8 protein-coding genes are annotated in these 11,989 nt (G+C 70.3%); 4 read left to right on the plus strand and 4 right to left on the minus strand.

Annotated features, from left to right (window positions below; all coding sequences use genetic code 11):
* The coding region (locus D7V80_RS26665) for a S9 family peptidase (RefSeq protein WP_120590836.1) at nucleotides 1–863 on the plus strand (863 nt) is incomplete at its 5' end.
* A gap of 3 nt (nucleotides 864–866) precedes the next feature.
* Here D7V80_RS26665 and D7V80_RS26670 read toward each other — a convergent pair.
* From D7V80_RS26670 to D7V80_RS26680, 3 genes are all read right to left on the minus strand, one after another.
* Nucleotides 867–1,163, minus strand: a complete 297-nt coding sequence (locus tag D7V80_RS26670) for a hypothetical protein (protein WP_120590837.1) — start codon at nucleotides 1,161–1,163, stop codon at nucleotides 867–869.
* A complete protein-coding gene (locus D7V80_RS26675) occupies nucleotides 1,160–2,188 on the minus strand; it encodes a prephenate dehydrogenase/arogenate dehydrogenase family protein (protein WP_120590838.1) in 1,029 nt (342 codons plus the stop codon). Before D7V80_RS26675 ends, D7V80_RS26670 begins: the two co-directional genes overlap by 4 nt.
* A 101-nt stretch (nucleotides 2,189–2,289) precedes the next feature.
* A complete protein-coding gene (locus D7V80_RS26680) occupies nucleotides 2,290–3,792 on the minus strand; it encodes a hypothetical protein (protein WP_120590839.1) in 1,503 nt (500 codons plus the stop codon).
* Nucleotides 3,793–4,309: 517 nt separating this feature from the next.
* Between D7V80_RS26680 and fusA the strand changes: the two genes are divergently transcribed.
* Together fusA and D7V80_RS26690 are read left to right on the plus strand one after the other, a co-directional pair.
* Entirely contained in the window at nucleotides 4,310–6,415 is a 2,106-nt protein-coding gene (gene fusA, locus D7V80_RS26685; protein WP_120590840.1) for an elongation factor G, read from the plus strand.
* A gap of 127 nt (nucleotides 6,416–6,542) precedes the next feature.
* The gene (locus D7V80_RS26690; protein ID WP_120590854.1) at nucleotides 6,543–7,799 is read left to right on the plus strand and encodes an RNA polymerase sigma factor; all 1,257 of its coding nucleotides are present in this window, start codon (nucleotides 6,543–6,545) and stop codon (nucleotides 7,797–7,799) included.
* A gap of 107 nt (nucleotides 7,800–7,906) precedes the next feature.
* Here the strand turns inward: D7V80_RS26690 and D7V80_RS26695 are convergent, their stop codons facing one another.
* Nucleotides 7,907–10,105: a DUF4082 domain-containing protein gene (locus D7V80_RS26695; RefSeq protein ID WP_120590841.1), complete on the minus strand. Its 2,199-nt coding sequence runs from the start codon at nucleotides 10,103–10,105 to the stop codon at nucleotides 7,907–7,909.
* A 727-nt stretch (nucleotides 10,106–10,832) separates the two neighbouring features.
* Here D7V80_RS26695 and D7V80_RS26700 point away from each other — a divergent pair.
* Nucleotides 10,833–11,972, plus strand: coding sequence for a glycosyltransferase (locus tag D7V80_RS26700; protein WP_158616703.1), 1,140 nt, complete (start codon nucleotides 10,833–10,835; stop codon nucleotides 11,970–11,972).
* Nucleotides 11,973–11,989 lie beyond the last annotated feature (17 nt).

Here is an 11,989-nt window from a genome sequence, read left to right on the forward strand (position 1 = left end):
ACAACAAGGCGCTCCACCTGCTGAAGATACCGGGCACGCCCGTGCGCATCCCATACGAGGGCACCACGCTGCCCGGCTACTTCTTCCGCGCGCCGAGCGCCCGGAGCATCGCGCCGCTGCTCATCTTCCAGCAGGGCCGCGACGCGTGGCCGGAGGAGTCCAAGTACGTCATCGACGCGGCGCTCGCGCGGGGCTACCACTGCCTCATCGTGCACGCGCCCGGCCAGGGCATGGCCATCCGCGCGCAGGGGCTGCCGTTCCGCCACGACTGGGAGAACGTCATCCGCCCGGTGGTGGACTTCGCCCTGTGCATCGCGGGGGTGGACTCGCGGCGCATCGCGCTCCTGGGCTGGAGCATGGGCGGGGCGCTGGTGCCGCGCGCCGCCGCGTTCGAGCGGCGCATCAAGATCCTCATCCCCAACCCCGGCGTCCTCAACTGGGGCGAGTCCTCCTTCGAGCAGTTCAACATGTACTTCCCGGAGGTGATGCCGCTCTTGGACAGCGACCCCCAGGCCTTCGACGCGGCCATGGCCCAGCTGATGGAGCAGGTGTTCCTCTATCGCTGGTACATGAAGGACTCGATGTCCAAGCACGGGGTGAGCACGCCGTCGGCCCTGCTCTTCGAGCTGCGCCGGTTCAACAACGAGCCCATCGTCCACCGCATCCGCTGCCGCACGCTGGTGATGGACGGCACCGCCGAGGCGTTCTCCCAGGGCCAGGCCCGGCTGCTCTTCGACGCGCTGGAGTGCCCGAAGGACTACATGCTCTTCACCACCCAGGACACGGGGCTCCTGCACTGCCAGGAGGGCGCGCAGGCCGTGGCCAACCACCGGATGTTCGACTGGCTGGACGAGTACCTCTGAGGCTCAGTCCAGCACGCCGCTGGACTCCTCGCCGAACAGCACGAACTCCGCCTCTTCCCGCGTGGAGAACTCCCGGCCATGGCGCTTCAGGTAGTAGGAGAGGCGGATGGCGAGGCCGTCACTCATCAGCATGAAGTCCCGCACGAGCGCGCCGTCGCGGGGCATGCGCGTCCAGTGCTGAAGCTCGCCGGCCACCAGCGCATAGGTGCCGCCGTGAAGCGCTTCCTGTTCGAGGATGCGCTTCACCGCCGCGGCCTCGCGCTGCAAGGCCTGGGTCTTCCGGGCCTGGCGCCGCGTCATCGCAGGCTGCTGCCCAGCACGACGCGGAAGACGGCCTCCACCTCCTGTGCGTCCACGCCCAGCTCCCGGGCCCACGCCCGGCGCACGGCGAGCAGCGTCTCCGTGCGAGCGGGCTCGTTCCCCTTCTCCTGGGCCCGGCGCTGACGGCGGGCCAGTTCCGCGCGGCGGGCGAGCAGCTCCACCAGCTCGCGGTCAAGCGCATCGATGTGCTCGCGCGGCTCGCGGGGCGCGGGCGCTTCCGGCTCCAGCCCGGGCGCGGCGAGGCCCGCTGCCTCGGATGCCTGCGTCACCGGGGGCGCCGCCTCCAGGTCGCGGTGGATGTCCTGGAGCGCTGTGAGCAGTTGCCCTCGCGCCTGCGTGGCGAAGGGGTTCTCCTGCTGGATGGCGTTGAAGAGGTGGCCCGCGTCCGCGCGCACCGTCTCGATGGTGCGCGACAGCGCCTTGAAGCTGGCCGGCGCGAAGGGCACGTCCGCCGCCGCGCCGGAGTCCACCATCCCCTTGGCCACGAAGAAGGTGAGCGCATGCGTGCGCGCCATCACCTGATCATGCCCTTCAGGCGTCTGCTCAATCACCTCGCAGCCCAGCCCCTCGTAGAAGCGCCGGGCGCGCGGGGCCGCTTCCGGATGCAGCGGGTTGGGGCAGAGCACGACGCGCATGGGACGCTCGGCCATGGCCAGGCTCAAGGGGCCGAAGAGGGGATGGGTCCCCACCCAGGGCACCTGCGCGCCCAGCACCTCCGTCAGCGCCTCCACGGGCTTCACCTTCACGCTGCCCACGTCCAGCACCAGGTGCTCCGGCCTCAGATGGGGCCGCAGGGAACGCAGCACGTCCCGCATCTGGGGCACCGGCACCGCCACCACCACCAGCTCCGCCTCTTCCAGCAGCTCACCCACCGAGTGCGCGCGGAGCGGCTCCGGGATGTCCGCCACCGGGTCCAGGGCCCGGTGCTCCACGCCCACCGCCTCCAGCAACGTTCCCAGCGCGCGTCCAAAACGTCCGTAGCCCACGAGTGCGACATGCGACATGCGCCGCAGTCTACGCGGGCCTGGGGGCGATGAACGACCGCCGGGTCCCTCGTGAAGAGGGGCCCGGCGGGGGATGACTTGCCAGGACGGATGGCCGGGGACTACCGCTTGAGGAGCATCTGCTCCGTGAGGCAGGAGTCCGTCTTCTCCGGGACGACGAAGAAGGGCTGCTGGCGGCTCAGGCCCTGGGTGGTGCCCAGCCAGCCGTCGCCAATCTGCCCGGCGCCGTCGTACACCAGGGCCAGCCAGTCATTCTGTGACGCCGGGAAGAGGTCCACGCTGTCGGAGTCACGGTTGAAGTTGTAGGCGAAGGACGCGGCCTGGATGACGCCGCTGCCGTTGATGTCCAGGTTCGCGCTCGCGGTGCCCGCGCGCTGCACGCCGTTGATGCGCACGCCGATGCGGGCCAGGTCCGCCTCCGTGGTGGGGGCGATGGGCGCGAAGGCGGACACCTCATTGACGGACGTCTCGGTCACGGAGGCGACGCGGACGCGCGAGTAGTCCAGCACGTTGTCCACGCCGTCGATGCGCAGGCCGAACGTCTGGTACTCGTAGTTCATCACGCTCAGGTAGTTGGGCTTGTAGTTGGCGTCGTCCGTGCCGCCATGGCGCAGGCCGATGTTGTGCCCCAGCTCGTGCATGAGGGTGCCGGCCTGCTGCAGCTCCGTGCCGCCCGGCGTGGACCATCCGCCCAGCGTCACGATGAGGTCATGGGCGGGGATGCCGCGCGACAGGCCGCTGGAGGTCGTCGTGCCGTAGGTGTTCGCGAACAGGGCGTAGTGGAAGAAGGGCGCCCGGCGCGACTTGAAGTACTTGCTCTTGATGGTGTCGACGCCCACCCAACCGGTGTCCAGGTTGGAGATGACGTCCGCGGCGGCGATCTGCGAGTCCAGCACCAGGTGCAGCGCGATGCCCGTGGTGCCGTTGGGGTTGGACACCGGCGCGTTGGCGAAGGCCGTCGTCACGCGGTCCAGCGCGCCCTGCGTGGGCTTGCGGTCCGCGTAGTAGTCCACCTCCACGAAGACGTCCTTCTTGAGCGGATCCGCGCCCCAGTAGCGCAGGTCCACGCCGCCGTAGCCGAACAGCTCCGCGAAGTCGCTGATGCGGTCGCCGTCCGTGTCGGAGCTGTTGGGGTTGGTGCCGTAGCGGGCCTCGGCCGCGTCACAGACGCCGTCGCCGTCGGAGTCCACGGCGTTGAGCGCGCACAGGTACACGGGCTGCACGGCGGAGACCTGATAGTCGGTCCCGTCCTGCGTCATCGTCGTGTACTTGGGCCGGTGGTAGACGGTGACGGAGCGGTAGCCCGAGCGGGAGTAGACGAGCCGCACCGCCTCCTCGCCGGACGCCGCGGTGATCAGCTGGACCTGGTCCTCGCCGTGGCGGTTGCCATAGGCGTCGAAGACGAAGAGGCCGGATGAATCCGTCGTCTGGGTCGCGAGCCCGGTGCCGCAGCCGCTGCCACTGCAGCTGCCGGAGGCGACGTAGACCGTCACGCCTTCCACGGCGCTGCCCGTCGCGGAGTCGTAGATGAAGCCGTAGACACACCCATTCAAGCCGACGAGACCCATGGAGGCCGTCAGCAGGCGCTTGTAGAACGTGGACATACTTCCCCCTCGGAGGAACCAGGGGTTGGCTTCTGTCGCCAACCGCCACATCTACGGCGGGCGCGGCGGATATTCTTTCGGGATTTATTTCCGGGCCTGGACCCCGGGGAGGCCGCCGGGTTGACAGCGGGGGCTGTCTGTCTTACTCCTGTCTCATCATGAGGCCCGTCACTCTCCATGCCCTGCCTGTCCTGAGCGCCTTCGCGCCGGCGGCGGACGTGCGCCTCGCCCCCCGTCACGAGGTCCTGCTCGATATTTGAGCAGGCGGACCGGAGTCCTCCGGTGCGCGCGTGGCTGGTTGCCCGTGCACCGTGAGTTCCGTCTCCGCCCGTCCCCTCCCTGGGGGTGCCTTCGTGTGTCCTCGCGCCATCCCGTGGCGGCCTGACGTGCCGCTGTAGGTCCTGCGTGCGCGTGCGCGCCCGAAGACAGCCACCGGTCCATTCCTCTCATCCAACCGGCGTCTCAATCCAATACACACCCGCGGGCCTTGCTGCCCGGACGGGAACGGGAGTCTTCCATGTCTCGCACCACGCGCATCGAGCGGTATCGCAACATCGGCATCATGGCCCACATCGACGCGGGCAAGACGACGCTCACCGAGCGCGTCCTCTTCTTCACCGGCCGCATCCACTCCACGGGAGAGGTGCACACGGGCTCCACGGAGATGGACTGGATGGAGCAGGAGAAGAAGCGCGGCATCACCATCACCTCCGCGGCGACGACGGCCTTCTGGCAGCCCCGGCACGGGCGGGAGGCGGGCGTGCCCCACCGCATCAACATCCTGGACACGCCGGGCCACGTGGACTTCACCATCGAGGTGGAGCGCTCGCTGCGCGTGCTGGACGGCGCGGTGGCGGTGTTCGACGCCAGCCAGGGCGTGGAACCGCAGTCGGAGACGGTGTGGCGCCAGGCGGACCGCTACGGCGTGCCGCGCATCGCGTTCATCAACAAGATGGACAAGGTGGGCGCGGACTTCGCCCTGAGCGTGCAGTCCATGGTGGACCGGCTGGGCGTGCGCCCGGTGGCGGTGCAGTGGCCCGTGGGCGACGGCGCGGACTTCCAGGGGCTCGTGGACCTGGTGCGCATGCGGCTGGTGCGCTTCCAGGGCGACGACGGCGGCTTTGACGACGGCGCGCCCGTGCCTCCGGAGCTGATGGAGGCGGTGCTGCCGTACCGCATGCGCCTCATTGAAGTGTGCGCGGACCTGGACGCGAGCGTGATGGAGAAGTTCGTGGACGGGCGGGTGGAGGACATCACCGCGGAGGAGCTGGAGCGCGCGCTGCGCTCGGGCACGCTCGCGCGGACACTGGTGCCGGTGCTGTGCGGGTCGGCCTTCAAGAAGAAGGGAGTGCAGATGCTCTTGGATGCGGTCGTCAGCTACCTGCCGTCACCCGCGGACGTGGCCGCCGTGGAGGGCTTTGCGCCCGTCACCGGCGAGCGCGTCAGCCGTCCCGTGTCGGACTCGGGGCCGCCCACCGCGCTGGCGTTCAAGCTGATGAGCGACAAGGCCGTGGGAGGCATTGTCTTCCTGCGGGTGTACTCGGGCACGCTGAGCGCGGGCACCGTCCTGCTCAACCCCGTCACCGGGCGGAAGGAGCGGGTGGGGCGCCTGATGTTCATGCACGCCAACCGCCGCGAAGAGGTGGCGGATGTGCACGCGGGCGACCTGTGCGCGGCGCTGGGGCTCAAGGGCGTCCGCACGGGCGACACGCTGTGCGACCCGGAGGCGCCGGTGGTGCTGGAGGCGTTGAACGTGATGGAGCCCGTGGTGCAGCTCGCCGTGGAGGCGCGCTCCCCCGCGGAGCTGCCGAAGTTGGAAGAGGGCCTGCAACGGCTGGCGGCGGAGGACCCGTCGCTGCGCCTGGGCGTGGATCCGGAGAGCGGCCAGGTGCTGCTGTCCGGCATGGGTGAGCTGCACCTGGAGGTGGTCGTGGACCGGTTGAGGACGGAGTTCGGCGTGGAGGCGCGCGTGGGACAGCCGAAGGTGGCGTACCGCGACACGCTCCGGAGCGCGGTGCGCCAGGAGTACCGCCACGTCCGCCAGTCCGGTGGGCCTGGGCAGTACGCGCGCGTGGTGCTGGACGTGGGGCCGGCGCCGCGAGGGGCGGGGCTCGTCTTCGTGGACGCCACGAAGGGCGGCTCCATCCCCCGCGAGCTGGTGCCCGCCATCGAGAAGGGCGTGGCCGGCGCCATGGCGAAGGGCATGCGGGAGGGCGTGCCGCTGGTGGACGTGGAGGTGCGGCTGGTGGATGGGGACACGCACGTGAAGGACAGCACGCCGCAGGCCTTCATGGTGGCGGGCTCGCTGGCGCTCCAGGAGGCCGCGCGGCGCGTGGGCGTGCAGGGGCTGGAGCCGGTGATGGAGGTGGAGGTGGTGACGCCAGAGGAGTTCCTGGGCGACGTGCTGGGCGACCTGGCGTCGCGGCGGGGACGGGTGCTGGGGATGGAGGCGAAGGGGGCGGCGCGGTGCGTGTCCGCGCGGGTGCCCATGGCGCGCCTGTTCGGCTACGTGACGGCGCTGCGCGGCCGCACGCAGGGACGCGCCGTGGCGAGCATGCGCCTGGGGACGTACGAGCCGGTGCCGGAGTCGGCCGCTGGCCTGGCGGCCGAGGCGCGGGCGTGAGGTGACGGCCCCGGGTCTTCCTCTGATGGAAGGCCCGGGGCCGTGCTGTCTTCGCGGAAAATCGAACCCCCTGTCGATTTCCGGGGCGCCCGTTCGACGTGCATTTGATTGAGTTCGCGCCGTGACGATGTCCAAGGCGCAGGCCGCGGTGCACGCGGTGTGGAGAATCGAGTCCGCCCGGCTCATTGCCGGGCTTGCGCGCATGGTGCGCGACGTGGGGCAGGCGGAGGAGCTGGCGCAGGACGCGCTGGTCGTGGCGTTGGAGAAATGGCCGGTGTCGGGCGTGCCGGAGAACCCGGGCGCGTGGCTCATGGCCACCGCGAAGCGCCGCGCCATCGACGAGATGCGCCGTCACAAGCTGCTCGCGCGCAAGCACGAGGAGCTGGGGCATGGGCTGGAGGAGGCGGAGGTGCCAGACCTGGACGCGGCCCTGGACGACGACGTCGGCGACGACCTGCTGCGCCTCATCTTCACCTCCTGCCACCCGGTGCTGTCCCCGGAGGCGCGGGTGGCGCTCACGCTGCGGCTGCTGGGCGGCCTGACGACGGATGAAATCGCCCGCGCGTTCCTGGTGCCGGAGCCCACGGTGGCCCAGCGCATCGTGCGGGCCAAGCGCACGCTGGCGGAGAAGGGCGTCCCCTTCGAGGTCCCCCGCGGCGAGGAGCTGGCCGCGCGGCTCGCGTCGGTGCTGGAGGTCGTCTACCTCATCTTCAACGAGGGCTATGCCGCGACCGCGGGCGATGGCTGGATGCGGCCGGAGCTGTGCCAGGACGCGCTGCGCCTGGGGCGCATCCTCGCGGAGCTCGCGCCCGGCGAGCCGGAGGTGCACGGGCTGGTGGCGCTGATGGAGATTCAGGCGTCGCGGTCCCGGGCGCGGGTGGGGCCCTCGGGTGAGCCCGTGCTGCTCCTGGAGCAGAACCGCGCGCTGTGGGATCAGCTCCTCATCCGCCGTGGGCTCGCGGCGCTGGAGCGCTCGGAGAAGGCAGGGCCGGCGGGGCCGTACACGCTGCAGGCCTCCATCGCCGCGTGCCATGCTCGGGCGCGCACGCCGGAGGAGACGGACTGGCCGCGCATCGCGGCGCTCTACGCGGTGCTCGCGCGGCTCACGCCGTCGCCGGTGGTGGAGCTGAACCGCGCCGTCGCCCTGTCAATGGCGTTCGGTCCCGCGGTGGGGCTGGAGCTGGTGGATCAGCTCGTGGCCGAGCCGTCGCTCAAGCACTACCACCTGCTGCCGAGCGTGCGCGGCGACCTGCTCCAGAAGCTGGGGCGGCTGAAGGAGGCCAAGGCGGAGTTCGAGCGGGCGGCGTCGCTCACGCGCAACGCGAAGGAACAGGCGCTGCTGCGTTCGCGGGCCGCCGCCTGCTCGGGCGAGAAGCCGTCCTAGTCCACCGCGAGGAGCCACGGGGTGGCGAGCAGCGACGTCGCTGCACTCAAAAGCAGGGGAGCGGCGGGCATCCGCGAAGCATACCCGCCCTCCCATGCGTCACGCGCTCAGGGGCGCGGAGACAGCTCCAGGTTGTCGAAGTTCGTGTCCCAGCCGTTGGACGTGATCAGCGTGAAGACCGTGCAGGGCTGCGTCCAGGTGGGGACGATGTGCGTCACCTGGCCCGCCGTCAAGGGGAAGGTGAGGGTGGGCAGGTCGATGCACTTCAGGGTGAGCGTGGCGCCGCTGTCCCACGTGAATGCATCCAGGCCCAGGATGCGACGCTGGCCGATGATGCCCAGGTTGGCCTGGGTGAGGCCGCCGCCGTTGAAGGAGATGCTCTTCGTGTCGAACCCGCCCCAGGGCGACGCGATGTACCAGCGGTTGAGGCCGAACTGGATGGGGCCATACGAGTCGTTGAGGGTCTCGTCCTGGCCGGGGATGTTGTCGAAGGTGACGAGGTTGGTGGACGGGCCCACGGGGATGGTCAGCGCGTGCGTGTTGTTGCCCGGCACGAAGTCCGCCTCCGAGGCCGAGATGGTGGCCTGGCTGACGAACGTCCCGGCGCTCAAGGGGATGGCCTGCACGTGGATGGTGAAGCTCGCACCCGGCGCCAGGATGGGGGCGCCACACTGCAGGTCACTGAAGAACCCGCAGTGGCTGCCGTTGATGCCAGGCGCGTTCGCGGAATAGAAGAAGTAGCTCAGGCCCGTGGGGATGGGCACGTCGAGCACGACGTTGGTGGCGGCCGCCGGGCCATTGTTCGTCACGGTGATGTCGTAGAAGAGCAGGTCACCGTTGGCGCCCGTGCCGTCCGGGAATGACTGCGTCACGGCCAGGTCCACCGTCGCGGGACCGGTGGGCTCCGAGGGGACGAACGTCACGTCCACCCAGAAGTTGGTGTTGAGCCACGCCTCCGTGGGGAACCCGCTGCCGTTGAGGTTGCGAACGCCGTTGCCACCGGCCTCCAAGGTGGAGGGCGCGTGCAGCGGAGGCATGTCCACGCCCGCGGTGCTGAAGTAGTACGGGGTGATGGCATAGCGTCCGCCGGTGGCGAAGTAGGACACGACGTAGGTCGTGTTCGCGGTGAGGCTCACCGGCGTGGGGAAGGACAGCTCGCGCCAGCCGAAGCCCGACTCGGCGGGCGTCGTCTCCGTGGTGGCCAGCAGCGTGCCGGTGGCGCTCCACAGGTGGCCCACGTGCGGGCCGGTGTCGGTGCTGCCCTTGTAGTAGCGGACCTTCGTCACGGTGCCGGCCACGTCGGTGCGGAACTTCACGCCGACCTCCGCGGGGGTGGCGTCGGCGTTCTCGTACTGCGGGTTGCCCGTCGCGCTGGTCCACAGGCTGCAGGGGTTGCAGGCCATGTTCGGGAGCGTGGTGGCGATGATGACGGTGGAGGACGGGCTGAGGTTGCCGGCGGCGTCACGGCCGCGCACGGCGTAGCTGTACCCGGTGGAGGGATTCAGGCCGGTGTCGCGGTAGCGCAGGGTGGTGCCGGGCAGCTCCGCGATGAGCTCGTTGTTGCGGTACACCAGGTGCCAGCGCGCGTTGCCCTGCGTCTCTCCGGAGCCGTCCACGGACGCGTACCAGGTCAGGTCGATGGCGGTGGACGAGCTGGGCGTCGCCACCAGGTTCGTGGGCGCGCGCGGGGCCGTGGTGTCGTTGGGCTGGAAGGCCACGTCCACCCAGTAGTTGCTCGCGTTGAACGAGCTGGTAGGGAAGCCGCTGGTGCCGTAGCGGTAGAGGCCATTGGTGGCCGCCTCGGCGTGCAGGGGCGGCGCGTCCAGCGCGGACGCGAAGCCGTTGCTCGTCACGGCGTAGTGCCCCGCGGGCGCGTGATACGAGACGACGTAGTTCGTGTCCGCGGCGATGGTGACCGGCGAGGCGAAGCGCACCTCCTGCCAGCCGGAGGCCGTCTCGTTCTGGAAGGTGGCGGTGGCCAGCAACGACCCGGACGCCGTCCACAGGCTGCCGGTGTGCGTGCCCGTGTTGCCCGGGCCCTTGTAGAAGCGCACGCCCATGATGCGTCCCGGAGCGTCGCTGCGGAAGCGAACGCCGAGCTCCACCGCGGCGCTGTCATCCGCGGCCGTCACGGCCGGGAGCGCGGTGGTGCCCAGCAGCGACCGCTCACCGGGCAGCAGCGGCTGCTCGGCGGTGGTCGTCTCCGGTGTCTGTGAGGTGGGCGGTTCGGCGGGGGCACAGCCCGTCTGAATCCAGGTGAAACCCAGCACGAGTGTCGTCACCCAGCGTGATGCATGTCGAAGCACGTCGGACTCCTGATATGAGTAAGGCGACGGTGGCTTCGCATGGTATCAACGCGGAATTCAAGTGTTTCATGGGTGGTTGACAATTCTTGCGTGGCTGACAGTGAAAGGTCAGGGGCCCCGAGACAATTCCGCCAGGAATTGAAACAACACCTCTTGTGCTTCAGGTCGCACCAGCAACCACGCATGGCCCTGGCCGGCGACCTCACGCGTGCTCACGAGGGAACGTCCGCGGCGCGTATCCCCGAGCAGGGCCATGGTCAGTGCGGAGAGGCGAACACGAGAGCCCAATGCCAGACACCTTCTGGTTTCAGTGCAGCAGGGCGTTGAGGGTGCTCGCCAGCATGAGGAGGAAGGGCGGGCCGAACAGGAAGAGGAGGATCATCCACGCGACGGCCTTGCGCTTCCGGCCGCGCTGAAGCTGGGCGCCCGAGCCGTCGCGCTCGGCGCAGTCCTCGCAGAGGCCGGTGCTCGCTCCGTCGCAGCTGGCGCACAGGAAGGTGCCGCACCGCAGAAGGGGCTCCGGTGGGGCCCCCAGGGGCCTGTGGGCGTTGGATGCACACGAGTCTCGTGTAGGACGGAAGCCCCGGGCAAACGGGCCGCTCCTCCTCTGGGCAGCCCCGTGCCTTCACGCACCGCGAAGGAACTTCCACTGCCGGACATCCGCCGGGCCGTGGGGCGTCCTCGGGGGGTTGTGGGGCTGGGGCGCGTGCCTAGCTTGGCCGCGTCCATGAAGAACGAAATGCACCCGACGGCGCGCCCGACGCGCGTGGCTCACGTGATGTATGGCCTGGAGATGGGCGGACTCGAACAGCTGGTGGTCCGGCTGTCCCAGCACGGCCGTGAGAGGGGCATCGAATCGGTGGTGCTGGCCCTGGGGCCGGACGGTCCGGTGCGCGAGCTGCTCCAGCGCGCCAACGTCCCCACGGTCTGGTTGGGAGGCCTCGCCGGCATGACGCCCGCGGCCATCCGCCGGCTGGCCCAGGAGGTGGACGCCTTTGGCGCGGACGTGGTCCATGGCCACGACGTAGGCCCCTGGCTCAACGCCGTCGCCACCCGCACGCTGCGTCCGCGCACGCCGGTGATGGGCACCTTCCATCAGACGGTGGAGCCGCAGGGCAAGCTGCGCCCCGCGGCCATGGCCGCCGCCATGTTCACCCAGTCCCTGGTCGCGTGCGGCAGCGAGGTGCGCGCCAGCCTGGAGCGCTGGAGTCCGAAGCTGCTCTCCAACGTGGTCACCATCGAGAACGGCGTGCCGCTGGAGGTGGCCACGGGCGAGGAGGCCCGCCGGGCCGCGCGTGAGCGCCTGGGCCTTCCCCAGGACGCCACGGTGGTGGGCTACCTGGGCCGCCTCTCCGAGGAGAAGGGCCCGGACCTGCTGGTGGACGCGTTCCTGCGCCACTTCGCGGACGCGAAGGACACGCACCTGGTGATGATTGGTCCCGGCCCGATGGAGGCCTCGCTGCGCGCTCGCGCCGCCGCGTCTCCGCTGTCCGGCCGGGTGCACTTCACGGGCGCGCTGCTGGAGGCGAGCAAGCTGTTGCCCGCGTTCGACGTCTACGTGCAGCCGTCCCGTCGCGAGGGCCGCTCGCTGTCGCTGCTGGAGGCGATGGCGGTGGGGCTGCCCACGGTGTCGCACGCGATTCCCGCCATCCGCGAAGTGCACAGCGATGGGCAGACGGCGCTCCTGGTGAAGTCCGAGGATGTGGATGCGCTCGGCGGCGCGGTGAAGCGCCTGACCCACGACGCGGAGCTGCGCTCCCGCCTGGGCGAAGCGGCGAAGCGCGAGGCGCAGCGCTACTCGCTGTCCACGATGGTGGACACGTACGCGAAGCTCTACCGGGGGGCCGCGGCTCGCGCCCAGGCGTGAGCGGGCACGGGGGAATC

The sequence above is a fragment of the Corallococcus sp. CA054B genome (assembly GCF_003611625.1).
In the GTDB taxonomy this organism is placed as follows: domain Bacteria; phylum Myxococcota; class Myxococcia; order Myxococcales; family Myxococcaceae; genus Corallococcus; species Corallococcus coralloides.

Excerpts from the sequence above, each read along its gene's own strand:
- D7V80_RS26670 (WP_120590837.1), bottom strand. The coding sequence starts at position 1,163 with ATGACGCGGCGCCAGGCCCGGAAGACCCAGGCCTTGCAGCGCGAGGCC.
- D7V80_RS26675 (WP_120590838.1), bottom strand. The coding sequence starts at position 2,188 with ATGTCGCATGTCGCACTCGTGGGCTACGGACGTTTTGGACGCGCGCTG.
- D7V80_RS26680 (WP_120590839.1), bottom strand. The coding sequence starts at position 3,792 with ATGTCCACGTTCTACAAGCGCCTGCTGACGGCCTCCATGGGTCTCGTC.
- fusA (WP_120590840.1), top strand. The coding sequence starts at position 4,310 with ATGTCTCGCACCACGCGCATCGAGCGGTATCGCAACATCGGCATCATG.
- D7V80_RS26690 (WP_120590854.1), top strand. The coding sequence starts at position 6,543 with ATGTCCAAGGCGCAGGCCGCGGTGCACGCGGTGTGGAGAATCGAGTCC.
- D7V80_RS26700 (WP_158616703.1), top strand. The coding sequence starts at position 10,833 with ATGAAGAACGAAATGCACCCGACGGCGCGCCCGACGCGCGTGGCTCAC.